This window comes from Acinetobacter sp. NIPH 284 (genome assembly GCF_000369425.1).
Taxonomy (GTDB): domain Bacteria; phylum Pseudomonadota; class Gammaproteobacteria; order Pseudomonadales; family Moraxellaceae; genus Acinetobacter.
In genome coordinates, this window is sequence record NZ_KB850009.1 from 117,157 (window position 1) to 141,267 (window position 24,111).

The window sequence follows — 24,111 nt, forward strand, 5'->3', positions numbered from 1 at the left end:
ACAAGTTGCTCTAGAAGCATGTTTAATTCGTCTGATCACAGATACTTTATAAAGTATTTTAGTACTTTTTTGAATCCGTCAATGCGTAAGTCCTAATCTAGAACCATCGGCACTTTTGCTTGAACTAACAAGGTTGGTTTTTCATAACGTGCTGTCAGATTAAATGACCCCATTTTCTGACGATAATGCACAGAACCATCATATTCAAATTGCATATCATTCAATATATTGGCTATGATCCGAGCAAATTTATCAGCTTTAGAACCACCAGAACTTTTGGGCTGTTGTGCCAAAGCATTATAAAGTGCCTGCTTCTGTTTGCTGTTTAAATTAACCTTTTGCTCTTGTAAATATTGATTCACTTTTTGTTTGAGTGCTGCATCTAAGGTTGCCTTTTCTGACGAGGTGTTTGATTTATTTTGATCTAGGTCGACATGAACTTTAAATCTGCCACGATAATCGTAACTCGGATATTCATACATTGCATTCAGACTATTAATTGCCTTTTGCTCTAAATTCTGAGAACCTGAATTGGTTTTAATGACATGCTGGGAACATGCAGAAAGACTAAACCCCAATACACATAAAGTTAAATATTTTAAACGCATAGTTTTACCAAATACCCTTATATCATTATATTTACAACTGTAAATTTAATCATTTTCATATTTAAAATGAGTTTCAAACAGCAGCGAAAAGTTGACTTTTTCACGCCCCTCTCATCTGATTAATTCGCTTTTCTGACAGTCTTTTCCATAGTGTTTATCAATGTATTTTTATCACCATTGTGAATAATCAAAGTATCGAAACAGATAATCCAAAACGATTCAAATACAGGATTAAGATTATGCCAGCTTATAAAGCCCCGCTCCGTGATGTTCGCTTCTTAATGAATGAAGTGTTTGATTATCCTGCACACTACCAAACTTTGGCAAGTGGACAGAATGCTGATAAAGATACAGTTGATATGATTCTTGAAGGTGCGGCAGATTACTGCGAAAACGTACTTTCTCCACTGAACCAGTCAGGTGATGAAGAAGGCTGTACCTTTAACAATGGTGAAGTCACAACACCTAAAGGCTTCAAGGAAGCTTATGACCAGTTCGTCATGGGTGGCTGGCAAGGTCTTTCTTACCCAGAAGAATTTGGTGGTCAAGGCCTGCCAATGTCTTTAAACCTCATCAAGTCTGAAATGATGGGTACTGCAAACTGGTCATTCACCATGTACCCTGGTTTAAGTACAGGTTGTATGAACACCATCATCCAGTTTGGTACAGATGAGCAAAAAGCGACTTATATGCCTAAACTGGTTGAAGGTACTTGGTCAGGAACAATGTGCTTAACGGAACCTCAATGTGGTACAGACTTAGGTCAAGTTAAAACTAAAGCTGAACCTGCTGCTGATGGTACTTATAAAATCTCTGGTACTAAAATCTTCATCTCTGCGGGTGAGCATGATTTAACTGAAAACATTATCCACATCGTACTTGCACGTCTTCCAGATGCACCTGCTGGTACCCGTGGTATTTCTTTATTTATCGTGCCTAAGTTTATCCCAACTGCTGACGGCGGTGTAGGTGAGCGCAATACCGTATCTTGTGGTTCAATCGAACACAAAATGGGTATCCGTGCTTCAGCAACTGCTGTATTGAACTTTGACAATGCAACTGGTTACCTCATCGGTGAAATCAACAAAGGTTTACATGCAATGTTTACCTTCATGAACACTGCACGTATCGGTACAGCGGTTCAAGGTATTGCTCACGCTGAACTTTCTTTCCAAGGTGCATTACCTTATGCGAAAGATCGTATGTCTATGCGTGCCCTTTCTGGTAAGAAAGAGCCTGAGCGTGTAGCTGATGCGATTATTCACCATGCTGATGTTCGTCGTATGTTGTTAACTCAAAAAGCGGTTGCAGAAGGCGGTCGTTCAATGATCTACCACGCTGCAAAACTTGCAGACAAGATGGCGGATGCATTGGCAAGTGGTGATCAAGCTGCTTATGAAGCTGCCGATGACAAACTTGGTTTCTATACTCCAATTCTTAAAGGTTTCTTGACTGAATTAGGTTTGGAAGCTGCAAACCATGGTATCCAAGTATATGGCGGTCATGGTTTCATCAAAGAATGGGGCATGGAACAAATCGCACGTGATGCACGTATCTCAACATTGTATGAAGGTACAACGGGTGTCCAAGCACTTGACTTATTAGGTCGTAAAGTTCTTTTAAGCTCAAAAGGTAAAGTTGTTCGTGACTATACTGCTGAAATCTTAAAATTCTGTGCTGCACATGCTCGCAACAAGTATTTACGTCGCTTCGCTTGGGACTTAACTAAGGTTTGCGCTCAATGGAACACATTAACTGTTCGCATCATGCTTGCAGCACGCAAAGACCGTGACATCGTATCTTCTGCTTCTGCTGATTTCTTGATGTTCTCTGGTTATGTGATGATGGCTTATTTCTGGGCTCAACAAGCAGTGATTGCTTCTGAAAAACTAGAAGCTGGTAACGGCATTGAAACGCCTGAATTCTATAAAGCAAAAATCAAAGTTGCAGATTTCTATTTTGACCGTTTATTGCCACGTGCACAAGGTCACGCAGAATCAATGGTAACGACTTCACGTACTTTGACTTCTCTTGCTCCAGAACACTTCAGCTTCGATTACTAATCGGAACTCACAAAAAAGAGCGCTTGATGCGCTCTTTTTTTATACTCATTTTTCTATTCCGCCTTTTCAAACACATAGGCTTTTTTAGGAAATGGATATTCCTTAAAGAACTTACGGTTGCGGCCCTGATCCCCATTCCAGATTTTATCCAGATCCATCACAAGATTCTGGTCCTGATTGATCCGATAATATAAATTCACATCCACCGCATCACAGCGCACAACGATCTCTTGTTCTGTGGGCTCAACATGCCATTGCACCTGCTTACAGGTTCGCTCTATTTTGGCCATATTGTGCGATGGATCTGAACCCAAACGCCCGAAACTGGTATTGGTCCAATAAACTGAACCATCTTCTAATAAATTTAAGATATATTCCGCTTCTTTTTCATCTTTGACACAACCGGCAAATGCATCAGTACAAGGAATACGCGCATGATAGCGCCCAACATATTGCATATCTTGTTGAGTCGGTTGCGTCATATGTTTAGAAGCAACATGAGGAACTGTTGCTTGTCCAGCAACCTCAGTCAGTGACATTCCTTCACTTGCACTTGTTCGTGCTTGCTCAGCATCTAACATGACTGGAATAGAACTTTCATCACCAGTTGGCTGCGCTTGGTTTGATGTTTTCATTGAATCTGGATGATAGCTATCACAAGCACTCAAGCCCAAACTCAATAAAAATCCTACACTAACATGCTGTAAGAAGAACCTGAACTGCATATCCACAAATCTCTAATATCAACATCGTTGTCACACTTTTTTCAAAAACATCCGATGGTTCTGCAAAATATAGGAAGCATTTGAATATTCGTCTATTCCCTCAAATGGGTAATTATGGCGGACGTAACTTGATGAAATAGCAAATTAACAAAGCAGAATGCTTTAAGTCGGTGCATTTTAGGCGATACTGTCGTTTTTTCCATCAGCCTTTTACACACCGTAACGATTCTCCCATCTGTTTAAACTTTAAAAAAACCAGTTCATCCCTATCTTATTATTAACAGCGACTTATCAGGAATGAAGCCTCATTCTACTGCTGTATCAAATATTTTAGGAGAAAAATTAAATGACCAATTCTGGTTTATATCGCTCAAACCGACAAAGCATGATCGCTGGTGTAATGGGCGGTATTGCGGAACGTTTTGGTTGGAATGCAAATTTATTACGCTTGATCTTTGTAGTGATTTCACTCATGAGCGCCGCTTTCCCTGGTATTTTGGTTTACCTGATTTTGTGGTTAGTAATTCCAAAACAACAGCAAAGTCGCGTTGATTATGTACAAGGCTATAATCAGCCCGTAAAAACCGTTTATGAAGACCAAAGCATAAAACGTTAATTTCTTTGCCTCTTTTGGTCGCTACGGTTGAATTTCCCCCTAATACAACCGTAGCTTTTTTTTATTCTGATTGAAGCTTTTGACGATTGAGTTGTTGTTGAAGCGCAGCGATCATATCTGCACGACTAATCATGCCAATCAAACGTTGATTTTCCACGACAGGAATATAATTAAAAGATTTTTCTACAAAATAGGGGACTAAATCCTGAATCGGCTGTGACGGTTCCACAGTCACGACACGCCGACTCATAATCTGCCTTACATAATGCTGCCATGAATTTCTTGGATCGGCGGCCCCCTTAAACCACTCCACCACCTCATATAAAGCCAGCGTTCCAACCAGTTTTTCTTCCATATTGACCACAGGCAGGCTCATCAGGTTAACTTCCTTGAACTTCTCTAACGCCTGATGAATATCATCATCTTCATGCAGCTTGATCACATCCTGACTCATGATATCGCGACAGATAAAATGACTGTTCAAGCGTTCACTTGCATGTTCCTGTGCTTCCAGAATGATTTTTTCCAGATCGTATTGGCTGATGTCGAGCAACTCGGTGTATTGCTCCAGGGCATATTCAATATCCTTGGGTTGAATCGAGACTTTCTGTGTTGGGGTCGGGTCTTTGGAACGCTCATTGACATGCGCAGTAATGGGATAATGCCGCCCAATTAAACGGTTAAAAAATACCGCAAATAGCAACAGTAAAATCGAGTTCAATAGCACGGGATACAGTACAAAATGAAATCCTAGACGATGGACTGCCTCACCACCCAAAACTGCGGTAATCGCCACTGCCCCACTCGGTGGATGCAAGGAGTCTGTAGTCATCATCATAAAAATAGCAAACCCAACCGCCACGCTAAATGCGCTGGTCAGATCAGGCAAATATTGAGTACAGGCCACCCCAATAATCCCTGCCAGCGTATTTCCAACAACCACATTCCAGGGTTGTGCCAGTGGACTGTTGGGAACCGCGAATAGAAGCACTGACGATGCACCCATCGGTGCGATATACCATGCATTCATACCGCCCAATACATACCAACTAATTAAAGACGATATTGCCAAACCGCAAAGCGCACCAAATCCTGAAAGTAAACGTTCTTTCAAAGGTAATATTTTGTAATTCGGTTTTAAGAAATTTAGCCAGTCTGATTGGGTAAAGCTCACAATGCACCTTGCTGGAATAGTGTTGTTTCATTGGTTGCAGCAGTATACGCCGACTCAGACTGAAGATGTATTTAAATTACAGTTTTAAATAATAACGAAAACTGATCAAGGTCAATTTAAATACTCCTCCAATTGCTCCAATCGCTCTGCATATTTTTGCATGGGGCAAAACTCATACATCGGCGAACCGATATAAGCACCAGCATTACGGCACTCTTGATCGACAAAATTTTTCCAGAGCTGTTGTGATTTCATAATGTCCTGATAGCGTTCGAGCTGCTTGTATTCCTGACTCTGTTTTTTTATTTGATCCAATACCTGCACAATCTGCTTTGCATATAAAGTTTTGGTTCTGGTGCTACAGATCTCCACCACAGCATTATTGATATTCCCCAGTTTTAGCCGTTGAATGGTGTTATCGACACATTCGCTATAAGGATCTATCGCTTTATCTTGCGTTTTGGCAAATACCAAAGTACTCAAACAAGCCATAATCAGTACTGCTGTTTTTAAAACTAATTTAGTCATGAATGTGCTCTTTTGTTATGTTGGTATTTTTAAAATAATAATCAAAAAAATGCCTTAAACATATTTTTCATTCAAATATCGCCAGTAACGTTTTGGCAAATATTGCACATGCAATTTCACATTTTGACGTTCTTTAATATTGATACTATTGAAATAATCTTTCCAAAGCTGATCATATAATTCTTCTTGTTCATCTAATTCTAATTGGAAGTTTTGACTCGAGCCATTTTCAATATTACGGTCAATCTGATGAGCATCTAAAGACACCTCATGAATCTCGTGTAAGTCATAATACAGTCCATATTTGCGTTGTTCGTCATAAATGAGCCAACGTTGATCTTGATAACGACGCTTAAAATGCGGCTGTATCAAAGGCAATACATTAAAATCAGGTCGAACTAAACTTAAAAATAAACCATCATTGGTTTTCTTAAACCGCACAAAAGCTTCCATACGATGCTTTTCGCGCCCGACCTTTTTCGTCCATTGCGAAATCGCTAAAACACTGGGATGAGAGTAATTTTTTTCGACTGAATGTTGATGCCGAAAAACATAGATACAGTAATTAAATAAATGCTGATAGGCATCCAACGATTCCGACAAATAAGCAAAATAAAATTGTCTCAGAGATGAATGCGAAAGTTTCTGCTGTAAAGCTGACCAAACACGTGCTGCATGTTGCTCGTGATTTGGAATTTCAACTACAGTGGCAAATAAACCATGCTGTGCAACTTGGTTTAAACACAGTTGCACGTGAAACTCTTTGAATTGAAAAGCACGAAATACGCAGTTGAGTAAACCGACCATAGAGCCATCAAAGTAGTAATAAACCACCGCATCACTGAGCATGTTTAAAATCCTAAACTCAATTGAGGTGACAGTTGTTTAACGTATTTAGATGAACCCTGCGTTAATATTTGCTGACGAATATCAGTCGTAGAAAGTTCCTTTTGAAACCGTGGACTGTCTTCACAGCGAATAAAAAACTGGGCACGTGAATACGCCACACCGAGTTGCTTCAATAAATCAGTATGTATCTTGCCAAAACGACGCGCTTGCACGATTTTCTTGGCTGACTTTACGCCGATGCCTGGTACACGAAGGATCATGCGATAGTCAGCACGATTTAAATCCACTGGAAACTGCTCGGGATGACGCAACGCCCAACTCAGTTTGGGGTCTATATCCAAATCTAAATGTGGGTGTTTTTCATTGACGATTTCATTGACTTCAAAACCATAAAAACGCATCAACCAATCACTTTGATAAAGACGATTTTCACGCAACAAAGGTGGTGCTGAACCGACAGCAGGAAGATAATTATTTTCCGTATTAATTGGAATATAACCTGAGAAATACACCCGTTTCAGTTTAAACTCCTTGTAATGTCGATCTGCCATCACAAGTACGTCTTGATCAGTTTCCTGATGTGCACCCACCACCATTTGTGTGGTCTGCCCTGCGGGTACATATTTCGGCACATGCTTAATAATTTGACGTTCATCTTTGAGTTGAATCAGTCGATCTCGCACTAGCCCCAAGTCTTTTTGTACTTCTTGATGTGATTTTTCAGGGGCAAACGTTTTTAATCCGATCTCAGTTGGCATTTCTAAATTGATACTCATACGGTCAGCATAAAGCCCAGCTTCATGAATCAGTTCAGGCGATGCACCTGGAATGGTTTTAAGGTGAATATAGCCATTAAAATTTTCTTCTAAACGCAGTTTTTTCACTACTTGCAGCATCCGCTCCATCGTATAGTCTGCGGATTTAAAAATACCTGAGCTAAGGAATAATCCCTCTATATAATTACGACGATAAAAATTAATGGTCAGATCAACCACTTCTTGTACGGTAAATGCAGCACGTTTGACATCATTAGAACGGCGTGACACACAATAAGCGCAATCAAAAATACAAACATTACTGAACAAGATTTTCAGTAAAGAAACACAACGCCCATCTTCGGTATAACTATGGCAAATCCCTGCCCGACTGGCATCGCCTAAACCTTTGTCTTTATTTTTACGGTCACTACCACTGGAGGAACAGGACACATCATATTTAGCTGCGTCCGCAAGAATTTGTAATTTTTCACGAATGCGATCAGACATAGCAAGCACCTCAGTGACAACATCATTTCAAAGCTAACATTTCATGATTTGAAAATTAAGATCGATAAAGATGTTATGCGTCATGAGGTGACGTTTATGTGAATGGTCTCCCATTCAGGACTTTGCCAACTGAGAAAATATGTCTGCTATTAGGTACGTTTTGAATTAACTCGAAAATTAAACAAAAGCGTTTAAATAATTTATTATCAGAACTTGTCGCTGAAACGCTTGAATCCTTTGCACTGCACCCGAAAATCCTTATACTTAACCACAATTTTTGTTTGATTCCAGTGGATGCACCATGAGTCGTGCTATATCGCATATTGATACATTTCAGGGCTTAATTCTTGCCCTACAAAACTATTGGGCGGAGCAAGGCTGCGTCGTATTACAACCATATGATATGGAAATGGGTGCAGGGACATTCCACACTGCAACTTTCTTACGCGCATTAGGTCCTGAAACTTGGAACGCGGCTTATGTTCAACCTTCACGCCGTCCGAAAGATGGTCGTTATGGTGAAAACCCAAACCGCTTACAACACTATTATCAGTTCCAAGTGGTACTTAAGCCAAACCCAGACAATATCCAACAGCTTTATCTTGATTCGTTAAAAGCGATCGGCATCGATACACTGACTCACGATATTCGCTTCGTAGAAGACAACTGGGAATCTCCAACACTAGGCGCTTGGGGCTTAGGTTGGGAAGTTTGGTTAAATGGTATGGAAGTGACTCAGTTCACTTACTTCCAGCAAGTCGGTGGTGTTGAATGCTACCCTGTTACTGGTGAAATCACATACGGTTTAGAACGTCTTGCAATGTACCTTCAAGGTGTAGACTCAGTTTACGATCTTGTTTGGACCAAAGGTCAATTCGGTACAGTCACTTACGGTGATGTATTCCATCAAAATGAAGTGGAACAATCGACCTATAACTTCGAATATGCGCCAGTCGATAAATTATTTGAATTATTCGATTTCTATGAAGCTGAAGCAGCTCGTTTAATGGAAGCTGAACTTCCACTTCCTGCTTATGAGCAAGTGATTAAAGCATCGCATAGCTTTAACTTATTAGATGCGCGTGGTGCGATTTCTGTAACTGAGCGTCAACGTTATATTTTACGTGTTCGTACCTTAGCGCGTTCAATTGCACAAAGTTATGTGGCTGCGCGTGCGAAACTCGGTTTCCCAATGGCAGAACCACATTTACGTGATGAAGTATTAGCACAGTTAAAAGCACAAGTTGAAGCAGAAGCAGCCCAAGCTGAAAAAGCGAAGGAGAATAAATAATGACAAAGCATACTGTTTTATTCGAACTTGGCTGTGAAGAACTTCCACCAAAAAGCTTAAAAACTTTACGTGATGCCTTAAAAGCTGAAACGGAAAAAGGCTTAAAAGATGCAGGCTTAAATTTTGCTGCGATCGAAGCTTATGCTGCACCACGTCGTTTAGCGCTCAAAATTGTTGATATTGATGCTGCTCAAGCAGACACACAAAAACGTTTTGACGGCCCTGCTGTTCAAGCCGCTTATGATGCAGAAGGCAAACCAACTAAAGCACTTGAAGGCTTTATGCGTGGTCAAGGCATCACGGTTGATCAGCTTTCGACGTTCCAAGCAGGCAAAGTTGAAAAAGTTTGCTTTTTGAAAGATGTGAAAGGTCAAAGCCTTGATGCTTTACTGCCACAAATTTTACAAACTGCATTAGACAACTTACCTATCGCAAAACGTATGCGTTCTGCTGCAAGTCGTACTGAATTCGTACGTCCAGTAAAATGGTTGGTATTGCTGAAAGATGATCAAGTGGTTGAAGCAACTATTCAAGATCATAAAGCAGGGAATGTGACTTATGGTCACCGTTTCCATGCACCTGAAGCCGTGACTTTGACGCATGCAAATGACTACTTGGCAACTTTAGAAAAAGCGTACGTGGTTGCGAATTTCGAAAAGCGTCAAGCAACCATTCAAGATCAAGTGAAAAAGTTAGCTGATGAAGTTAATGCAACTGCGATTGTCCCAGTAGACTTACTTGATGAAGTCACCAGCTTGGTTGAATGGCCAGTTGCATTACGTGCAACTTTTGAAGAGCGTTATTTGGCTGTTCCTCAAGAAGCCTTGATTACCACGATGCAGGACAACCAAAAGTATTTCTGTTTGATCAATGCAGAAGGTAAATTACAGCCTTACTTCATTACTATTTCAAATATTGAGTCAAAAGATCCGATTCAAATTATTGAAGGAAATGAAAAAGTTGTACGCCCTCGTTTATCGGATGCGGAATTCTTCTTCTTACAAGATCAAAAGCAACCGCTTGCATCTCGTAAAGAAAAACTTGCGAATATGGTATTCCAAGCACAATTAGGTACGCTTTGGAACAAATCAGAACGCATTGCTAAATTAGCAGTAGCATTGTCACCAATTACAGGTGCAAATGCTGCCGATGCTGAGAAAGCAGCGTTACTGGCTAAATGTGATTTGACCTCTGAACTTGTAGGTGAATTCCCTGAACTTCAAGGTATTGCAGGCACGTATTATGCTCGCCTTGAAGGTGAGAATCATGAAGTTGCTGAAGCTTTAGGTGAGCAATACTTACCCAAGTTTGCCGGTGATGTATTACCACAAACTAAAACAGGTACAACGATTGCGCTTGCAGATCGTTTAGATACGCTTGTTGGTATTTTTGGTATTGGTCAAGCGCCTACAGGTTCTAAAGACCCATTTGCATTACGTCGTTCTGCAATCGGTATCTTACGTTTGATCATTGAAAATGAACTTGATGTGACGATTGAAGAACTGGTTAACTTTGCCTTGCAAGGTTATGGCGACATCATTAAAGATCACGATAAAACCCGTGCGGATGCCGTTGCATTCCTTGAAGGTCGTTACCGTGCGAAATATGAAGACCAAGGCGTTGCGGTTGATGTGATTCAGGCTGTTCAAGCACTTGCACCAAAATCTCCACTTGATTTTGATAAGCGTGTGACTGCGGTCAATCATTTCCGTACATTACCAGAAGCGGCTGCATTGGCTGCGGCAAATAAACGTGTTGCCAATATTCTTGCCAAAGAAGCAACACCTGAAGGTGCTGTGGTTGAAACGAATCTGGTTGAAGCTGCTGAAAAAGCGCTTTATGCCGAGCTTCAAGCACTTACACCAGTGGTTCAGCCTTTACTTGCGGCACGTAACTATACAGAAGCTTTGTCTAAGCTTGCAGCACTTCGTGCGCCAATTGATGCTTTCTTTGAAGGCGTGATGGTGATGGCAGACGACGCTGAACTGAAAGCCAACCGTTTACGTTTATTGGCTCAGTTGCGTGATTTGTTCACGGCAATTGCGGATGTAAGTGTGCTGCAGGGTTAAGTATTTATAATTCTTGATCTTTTAAATAAACCCCGCTATATAATTAGTAGGGTTTATTTGTCTTATTAATATGAAAAAAATATCAAATCAGGTTGTCTACTTTCTAATTGTAGCTATTCTATTCTCTTTTGTACCATCAACCATTATCGAGATAGGTAACTTCTACTATATAAAACTTTCAGAGAATTCTATTTTATACATATACTCTGTAATCGCTCAAGTAATTGCAGGGTTATTAGCATTAACCCTAGTCGCCATACCATATCTTTTTGATCAATTAGAAAAGAAAAGAATTGAAGATGAAACCTGGGATACTGCTGTCCATAGTGCAAAGAGAATAGTCTTTGACAATTTAATTATAATTTTTGTCCTAGGCTTACTAGTTATAACTTGTTGTTTATTAGTTCTATCTTCATTCAACTATTTAAGTTTTCAGGATTTTTTTATTACCACATCAACCTGTGGCTTTTTATATTTCTGTTTTTATCTAACTTATCTTGTTATATACAGTTTTGACCCTCAACGGTTAGCAAAGTTAAATGATGAATACCTCGAAAGTTTCAATGATTCACAACAAACAGAGAAAAATAACAATGAGGATATGAATCAAGAGAATCACAACCTAAATAATGAAACTAAACTTAGAGAAAGTATAGGTAATTTTTTCATTCAATTTTCCAAATTAGAAAAAGCCATCCTAAGAAAATTCAATATAAAATTCCCCACAAGAAATACTCCACCTTTAAGAAAGGCAATTGAGGATCTTACTAATATTCAAGAAATTAACAAACCAATATACTATGAGTTAATCCCAATACTAAAATTTAGAAACTCACTAGCCCACCATACAGATAATGCAAATCTAACATCTGAACAAATTGATCGACAGGCACATGTAATCCAGAACATCCTTATACCTGCACTAGAAGATTACGATAACGAAAATTTATAACTTATCCTCATCAATTTCACATCACCTACATTCTTTTCTTGAACTTGGCGATAAGCTATAAAACTTGAATTGCAACAATATTGGCAAAAGGATAAAAGATGATGAAAAAAGTACCTGCACTGTGTTTAACGACTGCACTGATCGCATCGTCTTCTCTCTGGGCAACCGAAAATACAACAGCCACAAATGCAAACACGACTACGGCTGAAAAAACACTTCCTTATGGTGACAACCCGAGCCTTGGTCGAGTATTGCTGTATAAAACAGGTAAAGGGCTACAAAACCTAGGTGAATCCATCCAAGGTGCATCGGAAAATACATCACAAAAAATCAGTGAAAAGTGGAAAACCACCAAAGAATACACGGCTGAACAATCCGTCATTGTTCAGGAACAAACCGAAAAAGCCAAACAATATACTGCTAAAAAATGGCAAGACACCAAGGATGCTGTAGTAGGTACAAATAATGGAAATGTGCCAATCGAACGAGCTGAACTGAGTCAACCCTCATCAAATTAATACGATTGAACAAAATTTATAGGAATGAATGAAACAATGACAGTTATGCCTTTTAAAACCATTTTGCTTTGTTTAGTCAGTAGTATTGGCTTTACCGCGTGTTCAACGCTCTCTTCTCAAACCGAGCAGCCTTTACAGCAACTGCAAGTGGTTCAGAACATTGATGCCCTACCCGATACCAAGACCAATGCCGCATCCTTAAATAAATACAAGAATCATTGTATGATCCAGTTTACAGGTTATTTTGATGGTGGGCAGAGTACGGAATCATGGGAATTTAAAGGCAATCAGTTAAGTCGGGCTTTTTCTGAGACCTATCAATATGTGCCGAATCGTTTATTCAATGCGACCACTGAAAAACCTGTATTAGATCAGAAAACGCGAAAAACCACAGTATTTGACATTCAGAAACCTGAGGTAAAACATAACTTTGACAAGTTAAAAAGCTACTTTAACCAAACCGTTTTGGACCAATGTAGCTAAGTTTGCCATCTCCACAATTTCTATCCAGAGTGTGTTTGAGCTGTAATGTGCTTGTAAAGTTTTGCTGAAATCCATCGCTTTCTTTCTTTTGCTCGTTATGATGCAGTTGCGTTGATGAAGTACCCCAAACGGTACATCGCTTAAGGAAATCGCAATGAAGAAAATGATCAAAACAGCTATCGTGACAACAAGTATTCTCGCTTCTGCCTCTATTTTTGCACAAAATGTAGGGGTAAATGCGAATGGATCTGCTCAAGTGAATGTTCAATCTGGTGGATTGGTAAAAGGCATTACAGGTGCAGTTGCTAACACAGCACAAGGCGTTGGTCATGCAGCACAACATGTTGGTCATGCGGCCGTGAACACAGGTGTGAATGTGGGTTCACAGGTGGTAGACAAAACCGCGAAAGTGGTTAAAAACACTAAGGATTATGCGGTAGATAAAGCTGCTGATGGCAAGGAGTTTGCTGCTGAAAAAAGAGCAGAAGCAAAAAAACGTCATCAGCAACATCAGGCTGAGCAAAAGTCGATTGGCCTGAATACCCAAGCAGGGGTTAACGTTGGAAACTCATCCATTCAGGCACAAACGGGCTTGAATGCAGACAGGAAACAGGCTCAGGCAGGTGCCAATGTTGGTGTGAAAGTATTAGGTGTGAATGCGAACGTAAATACCAATGCAAAAGTGGGTACAAACTAATTTTCTAACCCATCGTTAAAAGCCCTTTGCTTAAGCAAAGGGCTTTTGATTATGTCGTTTAATCTATCAATTGTAGTTTGGTCTGCTCATCTGCATGATTTTCAATAAAATGTCCCTGCCCATGATCATCACAACTCAAGGTCAAGTTTTTATAACTGAGTTGATAAAATTCAGGATAACGTTTAAAAATCAATAAAGACTGATCCAAAGCCAAAGCTTCACCGAACTTGATCAGTTTATGAATCCCCCGATCATTCATGGTCAAGAAATAATATTCATCGTTTAAATTTAACTCAACTAGTGCATTCGGCTTTAAGTGCAAAGGCACAAGGTATTGTGAATTCTCCTGAATATGTTCTGCACTATAGCTTTCAAGTTTTAAACTAATCAAGTTAAAAACCAAGAATTGGTTTTGTGGGGTACAGACGTTGGCCTCTGCTGTTTGAATTTGTTGAACAAAATGTGCATGCGCACCTAATTTATGTAAATTTTGCTCAGTACCCTGTTGTAGATTAAATAACTGTTGAACCAATTTTTGCTTAAGAACAGCATCAAAATAACGTTCATCTAATTCAAAATTGTTATTTTGCAAGATTCGTAATAAAGCTTGATGATGTCTGGTCAATAATGCATCTAGTACATGGCGATAGTAGAACTTACTTTGCTTTTTAACCTCTCGAACGCGCTTATAAAAATAAGTAATCTCAAAAGGTTGCTCAACAAAATCATTGAGTAATTGCGAACTTGCCAAAACCGAGAGTGCTTCATGTCCTGTAAAAGGCAAATGAATCACATGCATCTTTGGTAATAAGGGCTGTATTTTTAAGAAATGTTCTTTATCTTCTGCATAATATGGATCATAGACAATGATGTATTCACGAGATGAATCCACTTCATCTGCCTGAATCTGCATATTTTGATGAATAGATGCATCAAAAAATTCTGCATAACGGCGATCATGAACCACATCAGGGTCTATCGAATATTGTGGTACAAAAGCAACGATTTTATGCATATTCAATAAATTAGAATATTTAATCGCAGCATAGCCCCCCATTGATCCACCATAACCCACAATCTGCTCAAACTGTTGTAAGGTCGGTTGAATCTGTCGCTGCATCTCAAGCATGCTGCTTTGAGGAAACCAAGATTTTTGCTTCGGCATAATGCCAATCACATTGTATTGATATTTTATGAGTGATTTTTCAGCATTAATTGACATTCCTTTGGCACGACTAATCAAATCGCCAAACGAAACCACTAAAGTGTCACTTGAACCTTTTAAAAAAATAACGCGAATATGTTCATCTTCAAATATTATTTGCTTATCCATGCTCACACTGAAAAATTAATCCTAGGCTTGTCGCAAAAAGCCATCAAATGATGTCTTTGCCAAACCCTATTTGCGGAGTATCTTATTTTATAGAGATAAGACAGATTAAAAAGCGCAAAAAATGACACAATCCTTACATCCTTCGGCTCAAAAAGGCTTTAGTTTAGGGGCTGAACTGTATCAACAAGTTCGTCCCAGTTACCCACCAGAAATCGTCGTTTGGCTGCAAGATCAGCTCAAAGTCGGTGAAAATTCCACTGTTATTGACCTCGGTTCAGGGACTGGCAAATTCTTACCTTTCCTGCTTCAGACACAGGCAAAAGTGATTGCGGTTGAACCTGTGACAGCGATGCGAGAACAACTGGAGCAACGCTATAACACAGTCGAATGTCTACAGACTTCAAGCGATCAACTTCTGGTCAAGGATGAATCCATTAACGCCATTATTTGTGCCCAATCTTTTCACTGGTTCTCAAATATCGAAACGCTCAAGGAAATGTATCGGGTATTAATTCCTACGGGGCATCTTGGACTGCTTTGGAATCAACGTGATATTACTGTTGACTGGGTCAAAGCGTTGGCCGATGAAATCGCACCATTTGAAGCAGATACACCACGTTATCATAGTGAGAAATGGAAACAGGTTTTTGAGCAACAACAGCTCTTTCAATTCAACGGTCTTCAGACCTTTCAACTCAAACATACAGGCACAGTAGAACAAGTGGTCAGCAAACGCTTACTTTCCACGAGTTTTATTGCAGCAATGCCAGAACATCAACAACAGCAATTAAAAGCAAGATTTGAACAAATTGTATTTGATTTTACAGGCCAAACTGCTCAAGATCAGATTGATTTTCCTTATACAACCTTTGCCTACCATTTCCAAAAAATAGCAAAGTAACAATAAATCAGGTGTTTCTATGACCTTTAAATTTAAAACCACGATTGCACTCAGTTGCTTGATCAGCTCTACACTATTACTGAGTGCTTGTAACAAAGATCCTAAAGCACCCTCTCAGCAAGAACAGCAAACTCAAAATTCTAATGATGCCATTGGTCAGCTTAAGCAAATCCCGATTAAACAGTTCCCTACAACGGCTGACGATGCGCATGATATTGCGATTTTAGATGACTATGACCGTCGTTTTACCGAAATGAGCGACAGCATGGAAATAGAGCTGGCAAAGATGAAAGAAGCCAATACGCTCACTCCAGCGTTTGAACAGCAACGCCAAACAGATAATGTTCAATCGGCATTGAATATGCTGAAAGAGTTAGAACTCAAAACAGAACAAGGTCGATATATTCAAGGACTTTTATATGAATACTGGGATAATCAAGCCAAAGTACTTGAGCAAAGTACCTTAGCGAGTACCACAGAAAATACTGATACGGCCAAACAAGTTGATCATTTAAATGAATATCTACATGCGCAAAGCCAACTACACCATTGGAAAAGTTCTCAACCAACAGAAACTAAAAAGGCGAGCGAGTGATATAAAAAATTGAGGGTCATACGACCCTCTCTTGTTCAACAAGATTAGATTTTTTGTTTTTCTATCCACTGAATTGAATTAACACGGAATAACTCACAAGCACCATCACCCGTATCCGTAGGTGTTAAAGAAGATCGCCAAACCAAATCTTTATCCCGAATCTCAACCAACTCACCTTTCAACTGCACCAAATCCCCACGCTTCACTTGTTTGATTTGCTGGGCAATTTCAGGATTTGCGGGAATAATATGCATATTGGAAACCATTTGCATGGCTTGATTTACAGGAACAGGTAGCTTATCTATTTTCCAATTCAAATAGCGGTCATATTGATTTACTGAAATTTTACGTGCGATCTCGGGCTTGGCAAACAAACCCCAACTCACGGCATAATCAATCGGAGAAAATTTTGCTTGTTCGTCATCTTGGTACATTTTAGAACCAAGAATACGGAAGTTGCCATAAAAAGGCTGTAACACCGAAATAGACTGATCCTTTGCGATCGGCGATAAACCATTGGCAATGTTATATTCTATTCCGCTGGTCGATGCATGTGTCTGCCCAAGCATAACCACCATGCCTAAACTCATCCATAGACGTTTTTTCATGGCTCATCACCCTCAAAATCTAACTAAATTCTTAGAAAAGCGTATCTCTTCATAGTATGCTTAGACGATGAAAAAAATTACTTTTTTTAGTAACAATCAAACTTACTTTAGTCATATTTTTGTGGCTTTGTTACTGATTTCTCTAATCTGAATCAACGAATGGATCTCTATGATTTATCAATTCTATCAACGTCGAGTTTTCCCACATTTACTCAATCAAGTCATGCAGACTGCAAGTTTGATGGATAAGCGTCGTGAATTATTGGTTCCTATCGAAGGTGAAGTCCTCGAAATAGGTTTTGGTACAGGTTTAAATATTCCTTTTTATGGCAATGTTGACTCACTTTATGCTTTGGAACCCAATCCAGACATTTATCATCTTGCCGTTGAACGAGTTCAGCATGCGCCTTTTTATATTAAGCATGTACCATCCAGCGCAGAGAAACTTCCATTTGCCGATGCAAGTTTAGATCATATTGTTTCCACATGGACACTCTGTAGTATTCCAAAACTTGATGTTGCCTTAGCAGAAATTTATCGAGTGTTGAAACCTACAGGCACCTTTCATTTAATTGAGCATGTGAAACATCCTGACTCCATCAAATTACAATCCTTACAGACCCTACTCACTCCGATACAGAAAAGGATTGGAGATGGATGCCATCTCAATCGCGATATTGAACGACACCTTGCACAAGCTAAATTTAAATTTCTTGAAAAAGAATATTTTGATGCAGATGGTATTCCCGCGATTGCACAAAAAATGCTATTGGCGCGCGTGCAAAAGTTATAAATTCAAAGCCGTCATTAATTTTCAAAATCAATTCTTAGCGTTTCAAAACGAATACGTCCTTCACGTACTGCTTGAGCAATTGCCTGCTGTCCTTTGCTCAAGCGCGCACCTCCACTTTTAATATCAAGTAGAATCACTTCAATATCATCCGCAGTCCCATCACCATCACGAAAATCGGTATAGCCATCAAAAACCACGTAATCGACAGGATCACCGAGAAATTTTGCATCACTGGGTAAATACTGAAATTCAGGTAAAATCGGTGCAAACTGTTCTGCCATTTTTCCTTTTAACACCGCACGACTGGTATTTACACTACGTTTCTGTGCATCTAGCAAAGCTTGCTTATGTTCTAATTCTAATTCAGCAATATATTTTTCATATTCCGCCTGAATACGACCATTCCGCGTATTGGACAAAATCAGCGTGGTAATCACAACACCAATACAACCACCAATTAACATTGCAAGCCAAACTGACATAAAACTTTCCTTTTTCTGAATCTGCTATTTAACTGCAACATTAAACTTTTGTCATGTGTCACACACTCTACTGAAAAAGATGCTAAGGTATAGTTGAATACAAAACGCTTGTTAAAAAATCTAATTTCATGAAGACAATATTAATTGCAAATCAAAAAGGTGGCTGTGGTAAAACCATGACAGCCATTACGCTTGCCACAGCACTCTCACAAAAGGGCTATAAAGTCGCGTTAGCTGATGCTGATAATCAAAAATCATCATTACAATGGTTAAAACAACGTCCTGAAACTGTTGCTGCCATTCAAAGCCTCGACTGGAGGCATGAGAAATCAATTGGTGATGCACCCAAACATCTCGATTATTTAATCATTGATGCCCCAGGCGCACTGTCAGGTGAGCATGCAGAACAATTGGTCAGCGAAGCCCATGCCATTGTGACGCCTTTACAGCCCTCATTCTTTGATATTGATAGTACGCGTCGGTTCCTAAAACATTTACAAGACATCAAACGTATACGCAAAGGAAAAGTACAAATTCTGTTGATTGCCAATCGCGTGAAAGCGAATAGCTCTAGTTCAAAAGATATTCAAGACTTCTTTAATAAGATTGAACAAGAACCTGTCGCATGGATTTCAGAACGTAGTGCTTATGGCACGTTGGCTATGCAAGGTTTAAGTATTTTTGATAAACCACAGAAAAATTTTGTGAGTATTCAAAGCCAATGGCAACCCGTTCTGAATCAGTTAGTCGATGATCCAAGTGAATGGTTTTAAGCCGCCTTGCTCCATTAGCAGGATGGAACAAGGCATGAGGCCATTGATGTAACTGCATTAATAAAACTTATCTTTATTTAGGTTCAATGAAAGGTGCAGGATTTCGGCTAGGTTGGTCTGTGTCATCACCCTCATCTTTCAGGTTATGTCTCATTTCATCACTATCGAGGTTTTCCATAGCTTTACGGATGGTCTCGTTACCGTGACTGCCATCATTTGACTGGATTGCCTGTTCACGTTCCGCACCTAGCTCCTGTAGTGCATTTTCAGGATTTTTAGGAATATCTTCCCTTTCTATAGCCTGCTGTAATTGATCACTGTCCGTCAGGCCTTCCACTTGCTGATAACTGAGTTTATCACCGTTCAAGAGGGTAGCCACTGCGCTTTCAGCTTGTGTACCGTTGCTGTTATTCGGTTGTGAATGATGGTCCTGACCTGTTTTTGGAGAGGTATTGTCCTGATTATTTGAATGTGTCATCGAACTGCTCCTTAAATTCACTTTATGGATGTGTGATGAATTCAATATAACAATACGCTTTGTAACTCTTTGGCAACTCCTGTATTAAAGTCGATAGCAAATGTTGCTATGGTAAGTTGCTGTAATTCAGCCTTAAGTGTAGCAAAAATGTTTTGGGAATTTATATACTGCGATCCCCAACCATTCCATTTATCATGATCAGTTCGCTGAAACATGCCAGCGGTTTAGCCCCTGATTCCATTTAGAGATTTCAACGTGAAATTACTGAATGAAAATTTTACTGGACGCATTTTTCAGTTAATATGATTTTATTCAACTTTTAGCCCTAGAGACGGAAGCTTGTGCAACAATACGCTCCCACATTACAACGTGTTTTATTGTTTGGACTGTTCTTTGTCTTAATGTATTTGGGATTCAGCATTCTCAAATACTTTATCGTTCCTGTTCTTTGGGCAGCGATTATTGCTTATATGACATGGCCTGTTTATTTATGGGTACAACGTCGCTTTTTTGGTGAAAATCGACCAACGCTAAATGCAACGATCATGATTACGTTAGTCATTTTAGTGATTGGGGTTCCCTTTGTTTGTGCCATTTTCATGCTGCAACTCGAAGGCCGAAATTTATATTTTAATTTACAAAAACAATTATTTTCAGGTCATATTCAAGTCCCCGAATTTATAAAAACACTTCCGATTGTGGGTAAGGATATCAGTCGTACAGTCAATGAATTAAGTGCCGATCCGAATAGTATTGCGAAGAATGTTGCCGAATGGATACAAGGTCATTTGAGCTATGGCCGTTTTGTACTGAGTGAGATTAGTCGGAATTTAGTTAAACTGACCTTTGCCATCATGACGTTATTCTTTTTCTATCGGGATGGACAGATGATTCTGGCACAGGTCAGCCGCGCTATGGAAATGGTGATTGGCCCACGTGTACACCATTATCTAGAAACCATTTCAGAAACAACACGCGCTGTAGTGTATGGCGTGGGATTAACTGCTGTGGCACAAGCCATTTTAGCAGGTCTCAGTTACTTTGTAGCAGGTGTGCCGAACCCAATGCTACTCACCATGGTAACGTTTATTTTGGCCTTAATTCCATTTGGAACTCCCATCTCCTATTTAGGGGTTGGTTTATGGCTATTTGCTCAAGGCCAAACTGTCGAAGCAATTGGTGTGATTACATGGGGTCTCTTGATTGTAAGTAGTTCAGATAATGTGATTCGACCTTTAGTTATCTCAGGCGCAACTCAAATTCCATTCATTTTAATTATGTTTGGTGTGCTAGGAGGAATCGCAAGTTTTGGTTTAGTAGGCTTATTTATTGGTCCAGTCATCTTAGCTATTTTATTGGCAATCTGGCGTGAATGGCTGCATGAGAATGTTCAGGAGCCAATCGCTGCCATTGAAGCGCCACCTGAAACAAAGTCGTAATCTACTTACACGATTTACCATTTAATCTTACTGACAACTTGCGAGTTATCCCATAGTTTATTTGAATCAAACAAATAAAGCTGATAGATAAGGATAATTTGCAATGATTTCAACGGTACAAAAGTCTTGTGTTCTGACAAGTTTGGTTTTGATGATGAGTGCGTGTTCGTCTATTAACTTAGACAGCAATGCATCCAAAATTCAAACACAGCCAACGACAACAGATCAGAAACAACTCATACAAGTTTACCAAGTCGATGCCAAAGGTGTAGGTGCATCGATTGGAACAGTAACATTTAAGCAAACAGCAAAAGGTTTATTAATTACCCCTGCGCTTGGAAAACTTTCCCCAGGTGAACATGGTTTTCATATCCATGAAAACGGCTCATGTGAAGCTGCTGAAAAAGAGGGCAAAATGGGAGCCGCCCTCGCTGCGGGCGGGCATCTTAACCCAGAGAAAGTTGCCCATCACGGTACGCCACTGGATGGACATTTAGGTGATCTACCAGCCCTAACGGTGAATGACAAGGGTTTTGCAACAACGCCTGTGCTTGCCCCACGCCTGAAACTTACCGATATTCAGGGTCGGGCAATCATGATTCACGCAGGTGGCGATAACTATTCAGATACACCTAAGCCTTTGGGCGGTGGCGGAGATCGGGTTGCCTGTGGTGTGATTAAGTAAGGACATTTAAATACTGTGGGTATCCTAAAAGATATCCACAGTTGTGTTGATGTTTTAAACAGAAATTTGAAAGCTGGGATAATTTCCCAGCTTTTTTATTAATGCATCCCCTCGGCTTTACGTTCTTGCATCACTTGTTTGAGCACAGCTCTTGGTTGCATAAACCAAAAACCGATCAAACTGACACTCGCTAATGCAAAAGCCCAAATATGGAAATGCGTATAAAGTACACGCACCAATTCTATAATCACAAAGAAACTCATCATCAATAGCATTGAAACAGCCGCAGCGACTGTCCCTTTGGATACTTCTGAAGACATTAATGCAAAACGATATAAAACTGAAAAACTAATCCCCTCTCCTAAGCTTATTAAGGTCATACCGATCAATAAACACGGCACTAGATAAGTTTGCCAAATCACGCCTAATACCAGAAATAAGGTTCCGAGCAACATAATCGGTAAGCCCATCAAAATGGTTTTGCCTAATGGAAAGCGATCAATGATTTTGATCAGGATAATATTCCCTGCAATTAAGCCAAAAAATACAGGAAATTGCGCTAAACCATATTGCACACTACTGAGCTTTAACTCATCGACCAAGATGATGGGTGACAGCGCAATCCACAGCATTAATGGCATCCCAACCAAAGGTAAAGCAATGCTTAACCCCAAGAAACGGCGATTGGTGAATACTTTTTTAAAATCATCAAAAATATAAATAAAAGGTTGTCTAGCTCGACGCTCTTGGGTTGCTGGCATAAATTTATTTAGACCAAACCAACTCAGGAATGAAACGATTGCAATCGCAACAAAACCCCAATGCCAAGAGACATAATCAATCAGAAATGCACCAAGAACAGGCCCAAGTAATGGCGCAAGCAAGGAAATATTGGCCATTAATGCCATCACTTTAATGGCATCACGTTCCTCAAATGTTTCCTGAATTGCAGCATAACCCACTGCCGAAATGACCGTAAGGCCAATTCCCTGTAAGAAACGTAAAATCAGGAATTGTTGGATATTCTGCGTCAATAAGATGAGCAAACAACAGATCGTAAAGAATGCCACGCCTACTAATAATACTTTCTTACGTCCAAGACGGTCTGACAGAGGTCCAAGCAACCAAGCAACACTTGCTCCACCCAATAAATAAAAAGACATGGAAGATGGTGCCCATGTTGCACTAACACCGAATTGTTCTGTAATTGCCAACATTGCTGGCTGAATTAAGTCATTACCAATATAGACTGAAAATTCGAATAGCACTAAAGCTAATGGAAACATGAGCGTTATACGGTTTAACGTCATGCTTTGATTGTTCGTCATCATGTTCTATTCACAAAAATAACCAATTCGCGTGCATCCATTTCCTTGAAAAACAGAAAATAGATTCCGCACCACGTCATTTTATGGTTCTGATTTAAATTAAATTTTGATTTTCATGCAGTGAGAACGCATGTAATAAATGTGAAAACACCGTATTCACAAGGTGTATAAATTGCGTGAGATTCGTAAATATTTTACCTATCGTAAAAATTTACAAGCGCAACTTTAGCACTTTTTAAAAATGCCTGCAATTTAAGCAATAAAATGAATTGTGTGGATATGTGAATAACCAAAAAGTTATCCACATTTTTGTTTGGTTTTTACTCATCGTCAATTTATCAATGAGATTCAGGAACACAATTCAAACTGGAATTTATTGGTATTGTCCCCTCTCGCACACTGATAGCTTTGTTTTTTATTTACAATCTTCCAGACTTCTTGATCACGCTTTAACTCATATTCGGTACGAATAGCTACAACAGAATCATCTAATTGCGCTTGTTCAACAGTGATTTCCGCATCTGTTGGGTTTTCAGCACGATTAAACTGCTGGTCAATTTTGAGATTAGTTTCATCATGAAATAAATTTGGTTGATCGAGTAAAACCGCATGTATTGCTGTACTTTTTTGCACAGCAGCTTGTTGTTGCGACTGAGCAATCGGTTGATTACATGCAGTCAAAAAAATTCCACATCCTAAAATGATCCAAAGTTTATGCATTTTGTAGTCTTCCGATTTGCATTATTCTTTTATGCTACTATGCAAAAATGAACTGTCGAATAACAAAATGTATGCGACCTATGAGAGATTTGTTGTATTTATCAATGCTTTGATAACAATTGTGATCCTCAAAATAAA

25 protein-coding genes and 1 pseudogene are annotated in these 24,111 nt (G+C 39.5%); 14 read left to right on the top strand and 12 right to left on the bottom strand.

All coding sequences use genetic code 11. The features are described 5' to 3' along the window. Nucleotides 1-95 precede the first annotated feature (95 nt). A pseudogene (locus tag F908_RS01415) lies at nucleotides 96-608 on the bottom strand (hypothetical protein); the annotation flags it as partial. Nucleotides 609-847: 239 nt separating this feature from the next. On the opposite strand from F908_RS01415, the gene F908_RS01420 reads away from it, so the two are divergent. Beyond that, nucleotides 848-2,671: an acyl-CoA dehydrogenase C-terminal domain-containing protein gene (locus F908_RS01420; protein ID WP_005156376.1), complete on the top strand. Its 1,824-nt coding sequence runs from the start codon at nucleotides 848-850 to the stop codon at nucleotides 2,669-2,671. A gap of 53 nt (nucleotides 2,672-2,724) precedes the next feature. On the opposite strand, the gene F908_RS01425 is transcribed toward F908_RS01420, so the two are convergent. After that, nucleotides 2,725-3,396 carry a hypothetical protein gene (locus F908_RS01425; RefSeq protein WP_005156377.1) on the bottom strand — a complete coding sequence of 224 codons (672 nt, stop codon included), beginning with the start codon at nucleotides 3,394-3,396 and terminating at the stop codon, nucleotides 2,725-2,727. 346 nt (nucleotides 3,397-3,742) lie between these two features. Between F908_RS01425 and F908_RS01430 the strand changes: the two genes are divergently transcribed. Beyond that, complete coding sequence (locus F908_RS01430) at nucleotides 3,743-4,012, top strand: PspC domain-containing protein (RefSeq protein ID WP_005156379.1); 270 nt, start codon at nucleotides 3,743-3,745, stop codon at nucleotides 4,010-4,012. A 61-nt stretch (nucleotides 4,013-4,073) separates the two neighbouring features. Here the strand turns inward: F908_RS01430 and F908_RS01435 are convergent, their stop codons facing one another. From F908_RS01435 to F908_RS01450, 4 genes are all read right to left on the bottom strand, one after another. Next, nucleotides 4,074-5,186: an HPP family protein gene (locus F908_RS01435; RefSeq protein ID WP_005156382.1), complete on the bottom strand. Its 1,113-nt coding sequence runs from the start codon at nucleotides 5,184-5,186 to the stop codon at nucleotides 4,074-4,076. A 111-nt stretch (nucleotides 5,187-5,297) separates the two neighbouring features. Next, entirely contained in the window at nucleotides 5,298-5,714 is a 417-nt protein-coding gene (locus tag F908_RS01440; protein WP_005156384.1) for a lysozyme inhibitor LprI family protein, read from the bottom strand. 54 nt (nucleotides 5,715-5,768) lie between these two features. Next, nucleotides 5,769-6,563: a TIGR03915 family putative DNA repair protein gene (locus F908_RS01445; RefSeq protein ID WP_005156385.1), complete on the bottom strand. Its 795-nt coding sequence runs from the start codon at nucleotides 6,561-6,563 to the stop codon at nucleotides 5,769-5,771. A 2-nt stretch (nucleotides 6,564-6,565) separates the two neighbouring features. After that, a complete protein-coding gene (locus F908_RS01450) occupies nucleotides 6,566-7,828 on the bottom strand; it encodes a putative DNA modification/repair radical SAM protein (RefSeq protein ID WP_005156386.1) in 1,263 nt (420 codons plus the stop codon). 301 nt (nucleotides 7,829-8,129) lie between these two features. Here F908_RS01450 and glyQ point away from each other — a divergent pair, with 301 nt between their 5' ends. The 6 genes from glyQ to F908_RS01480 all read left to right on the top strand — a co-directional run bounded on the left by glyQ (nucleotide 8,130) and on the right by F908_RS01480 (nucleotide 13,838). Then, complete coding sequence (glyQ, locus tag F908_RS01455) at nucleotides 8,130-9,119, top strand: glycine--tRNA ligase subunit alpha (RefSeq protein WP_004641159.1); 990 nt, start codon at nucleotides 8,130-8,132, stop codon at nucleotides 9,117-9,119. Further along, the gene (glyS, locus tag F908_RS01460; protein WP_005156388.1) at nucleotides 9,119-11,188 is read left to right on the top strand and encodes a glycine--tRNA ligase subunit beta; all 2,070 of its coding nucleotides are present in this window, start codon (nucleotides 9,119-9,121) and stop codon (nucleotides 11,186-11,188) included. Before glyQ ends, glyS begins: the two co-directional genes overlap by 1 nt. A 70-nt stretch (nucleotides 11,189-11,258) precedes the next feature. Then, on the top strand, nucleotides 11,259-12,140 hold the full coding sequence (locus F908_RS01465) for a hypothetical protein (RefSeq protein WP_005156391.1): 882 nt from the start codon (nucleotides 11,259-11,261) through the stop codon (nucleotides 12,138-12,140). Between the two features lie 101 nt (nucleotides 12,141-12,241). After that, nucleotides 12,242-12,658: a hypothetical protein gene (locus F908_RS01470; RefSeq protein ID WP_005156396.1), complete on the top strand. Its 417-nt coding sequence runs from the start codon at nucleotides 12,242-12,244 to the stop codon at nucleotides 12,656-12,658. A 36-nt stretch (nucleotides 12,659-12,694) separates the two neighbouring features. Next, nucleotides 12,695-13,141: a hypothetical protein gene (locus F908_RS01475; protein ID WP_005156399.1), complete on the top strand. Its 447-nt coding sequence runs from the start codon at nucleotides 12,695-12,697 to the stop codon at nucleotides 13,139-13,141. Nucleotides 13,142-13,295: 154 nt separating this feature from the next. Further along, the gene (locus F908_RS01480) at nucleotides 13,296-13,838 is read left to right on the top strand and encodes a hypothetical protein (protein ID WP_005156403.1); all 543 of its coding nucleotides are present in this window, start codon (nucleotides 13,296-13,298) and stop codon (nucleotides 13,836-13,838) included. A gap of 58 nt (nucleotides 13,839-13,896) precedes the next feature. On the opposite strand, the gene F908_RS01485 is transcribed toward F908_RS01480, so the two are convergent. Beyond that, entirely contained in the window at nucleotides 13,897-15,171 is a 1,275-nt protein-coding gene (locus tag F908_RS01485) for a hypothetical protein (RefSeq protein WP_005156405.1), read from the bottom strand. Between the two features lie 121 nt (nucleotides 15,172-15,292). Between F908_RS01485 and F908_RS01490 the strand changes: the two genes are divergently transcribed. Then, on the top strand, nucleotides 15,293-16,072 hold the full coding sequence (locus F908_RS01490; protein ID WP_005156408.1) for a class I SAM-dependent methyltransferase: 780 nt from the start codon (nucleotides 15,293-15,295) through the stop codon (nucleotides 16,070-16,072). A gap of 19 nt (nucleotides 16,073-16,091) precedes the next feature. Next, nucleotides 16,092-16,667, top strand: coding sequence for a hypothetical protein (locus F908_RS01495; RefSeq protein WP_005156411.1), 576 nt, complete (start codon nucleotides 16,092-16,094; stop codon nucleotides 16,665-16,667). A 44-nt stretch (nucleotides 16,668-16,711) separates the two neighbouring features. Here the strand turns inward: F908_RS01495 and F908_RS01500 are convergent, their stop codons facing one another. Further along, nucleotides 16,712-17,275: a hypothetical protein gene (locus F908_RS01500; protein WP_005156413.1), complete on the bottom strand. Its 564-nt coding sequence runs from the start codon at nucleotides 17,273-17,275 to the stop codon at nucleotides 16,712-16,714. Nucleotides 17,276-17,444: 169 nt separating this feature from the next. Between F908_RS01500 and F908_RS01505 the strand changes: the two genes are divergently transcribed. Next, nucleotides 17,445-18,068: a class I SAM-dependent methyltransferase gene (locus F908_RS01505; protein WP_005156415.1), complete on the top strand. Its 624-nt coding sequence runs from the start codon at nucleotides 17,445-17,447 to the stop codon at nucleotides 18,066-18,068. 14 nt (nucleotides 18,069-18,082) lie between these two features. Here F908_RS01505 and F908_RS01510 read toward each other — a convergent pair whose 3' ends face one another. Then, on the bottom strand, nucleotides 18,083-18,550 hold the full coding sequence (locus F908_RS01510; RefSeq protein ID WP_005156416.1) for a Holliday junction resolvase-like protein: 468 nt from the start codon (nucleotides 18,548-18,550) through the stop codon (nucleotides 18,083-18,085). 128 nt (nucleotides 18,551-18,678) lie between these two features. Between F908_RS01510 and F908_RS01515 the strand changes: the two genes are divergently transcribed. Then, complete coding sequence (locus F908_RS01515; protein WP_005156418.1) at nucleotides 18,679-19,323, top strand: ParA family protein; 645 nt, start codon at nucleotides 18,679-18,681, stop codon at nucleotides 19,321-19,323. A 73-nt stretch (nucleotides 19,324-19,396) separates the two neighbouring features. On the opposite strand, the gene F908_RS01520 is transcribed toward F908_RS01515, so the two are convergent. Next, entirely contained in the window at nucleotides 19,397-19,801 is a 405-nt protein-coding gene (locus F908_RS01520; protein WP_005156420.1) for a hypothetical protein, read from the bottom strand. Between the two features lie 341 nt (nucleotides 19,802-20,142). Here F908_RS01520 and F908_RS01530 point away from each other — a divergent pair, with 341 nt between their 5' ends. Further along, a complete protein-coding gene (locus F908_RS01530; protein WP_005156434.1) occupies nucleotides 20,143-21,240 on the top strand; it encodes an AI-2E family transporter in 1,098 nt (365 codons plus the stop codon). Between the two features lie 103 nt (nucleotides 21,241-21,343). Then, nucleotides 21,344-21,925: a superoxide dismutase family protein gene (gene sodC, locus F908_RS01535; RefSeq protein ID WP_005156438.1), complete on the top strand. Its 582-nt coding sequence runs from the start codon at nucleotides 21,344-21,346 to the stop codon at nucleotides 21,923-21,925. Between the two features lie 98 nt (nucleotides 21,926-22,023). On the opposite strand, the gene F908_RS01540 is transcribed toward sodC, so the two are convergent. Further along, a complete protein-coding gene (locus F908_RS01540; protein ID WP_171063529.1) occupies nucleotides 22,024-23,253 on the bottom strand; it encodes a chloramphenicol efflux MFS transporter CraA in 1,230 nt (409 codons plus the stop codon). 348 nt (nucleotides 23,254-23,601) lie between these two features. Continuing rightward, nucleotides 23,602-23,973, bottom strand: coding sequence for a hypothetical protein (locus tag F908_RS01545; protein WP_005156450.1), 372 nt, complete (start codon nucleotides 23,971-23,973; stop codon nucleotides 23,602-23,604). Between the last annotated feature and the right edge of the window lie 138 nt (nucleotides 23,974-24,111).

Excerpts from the sequence above, each read along its gene's own strand:
- F908_RS01420 (WP_005156376.1), top strand. The coding sequence starts at position 848 with ATGCCAGCTTATAAAGCCCCGCTCCGTGATGTTCGCTTCTTAATGAAT.
- F908_RS01425 (WP_005156377.1), bottom strand. The coding sequence starts at position 3,396 with ATGCAGTTCAGGTTCTTCTTACAGCATGTTAGTGTAGGATTTTTATTG.
- F908_RS01430 (WP_005156379.1), top strand. The coding sequence starts at position 3,743 with ATGACCAATTCTGGTTTATATCGCTCAAACCGACAAAGCATGATCGCT.
- F908_RS01440 (WP_005156384.1), bottom strand. The coding sequence starts at position 5,714 with ATGACTAAATTAGTTTTAAAAACAGCAGTACTGATTATGGCTTGTTTG.
- F908_RS01445 (WP_005156385.1), bottom strand. The coding sequence starts at position 6,563 with ATGCTCAGTGATGCGGTGGTTTATTACTACTTTGATGGCTCTATGGTC.
- F908_RS01450 (WP_005156386.1), bottom strand. The coding sequence starts at position 7,828 with ATGTCTGATCGCATTCGTGAAAAATTACAAATTCTTGCGGACGCAGCT.
- glyQ (WP_004641159.1), top strand. The coding sequence starts at position 8,130 with ATGAGTCGTGCTATATCGCATATTGATACATTTCAGGGCTTAATTCTT.
- glyS (WP_005156388.1), top strand. The coding sequence starts at position 9,119 with ATGACAAAGCATACTGTTTTATTCGAACTTGGCTGTGAAGAACTTCCA.
- F908_RS01465 (WP_005156391.1), top strand. The coding sequence starts at position 11,259 with ATGAAAAAAATATCAAATCAGGTTGTCTACTTTCTAATTGTAGCTATT.
- F908_RS01470 (WP_005156396.1), top strand. The coding sequence starts at position 12,242 with ATGAAAAAAGTACCTGCACTGTGTTTAACGACTGCACTGATCGCATCG.
- F908_RS01475 (WP_005156399.1), top strand. The coding sequence starts at position 12,695 with ATGACAGTTATGCCTTTTAAAACCATTTTGCTTTGTTTAGTCAGTAGT.
- F908_RS01480 (WP_005156403.1), top strand. The coding sequence starts at position 13,296 with ATGAAGAAAATGATCAAAACAGCTATCGTGACAACAAGTATTCTCGCT.
- F908_RS01485 (WP_005156405.1), bottom strand. The coding sequence starts at position 15,171 with ATGGATAAGCAAATAATATTTGAAGATGAACATATTCGCGTTATTTTT.
- F908_RS01490 (WP_005156408.1), top strand. The coding sequence starts at position 15,293 with ATGACACAATCCTTACATCCTTCGGCTCAAAAAGGCTTTAGTTTAGGG.
- F908_RS01495 (WP_005156411.1), top strand. The coding sequence starts at position 16,092 with ATGACCTTTAAATTTAAAACCACGATTGCACTCAGTTGCTTGATCAGC.
- F908_RS01500 (WP_005156413.1), bottom strand. The coding sequence starts at position 17,275 with ATGAAAAAACGTCTATGGATGAGTTTAGGCATGGTGGTTATGCTTGGG.
- F908_RS01505 (WP_005156415.1), top strand. The coding sequence starts at position 17,445 with ATGATTTATCAATTCTATCAACGTCGAGTTTTCCCACATTTACTCAAT.
- F908_RS01510 (WP_005156416.1), bottom strand. The coding sequence starts at position 18,550 with ATGTCAGTTTGGCTTGCAATGTTAATTGGTGGTTGTATTGGTGTTGTG.
- F908_RS01515 (WP_005156418.1), top strand. The coding sequence starts at position 18,679 with ATGAAGACAATATTAATTGCAAATCAAAAAGGTGGCTGTGGTAAAACC.
- F908_RS01520 (WP_005156420.1), bottom strand. The coding sequence starts at position 19,801 with ATGACACATTCAAATAATCAGGACAATACCTCTCCAAAAACAGGTCAG.
- sodC (WP_005156438.1), top strand. The coding sequence starts at position 21,344 with ATGATTTCAACGGTACAAAAGTCTTGTGTTCTGACAAGTTTGGTTTTG.
- F908_RS01540 (WP_171063529.1), bottom strand. The coding sequence starts at position 23,253 with ATGACGAACAATCAAAGCATGACGTTAAACCGTATAACGCTCATGTTT.
- F908_RS01545 (WP_005156450.1), bottom strand. The coding sequence starts at position 23,973 with ATGCATAAACTTTGGATCATTTTAGGATGTGGAATTTTTTTGACTGCA.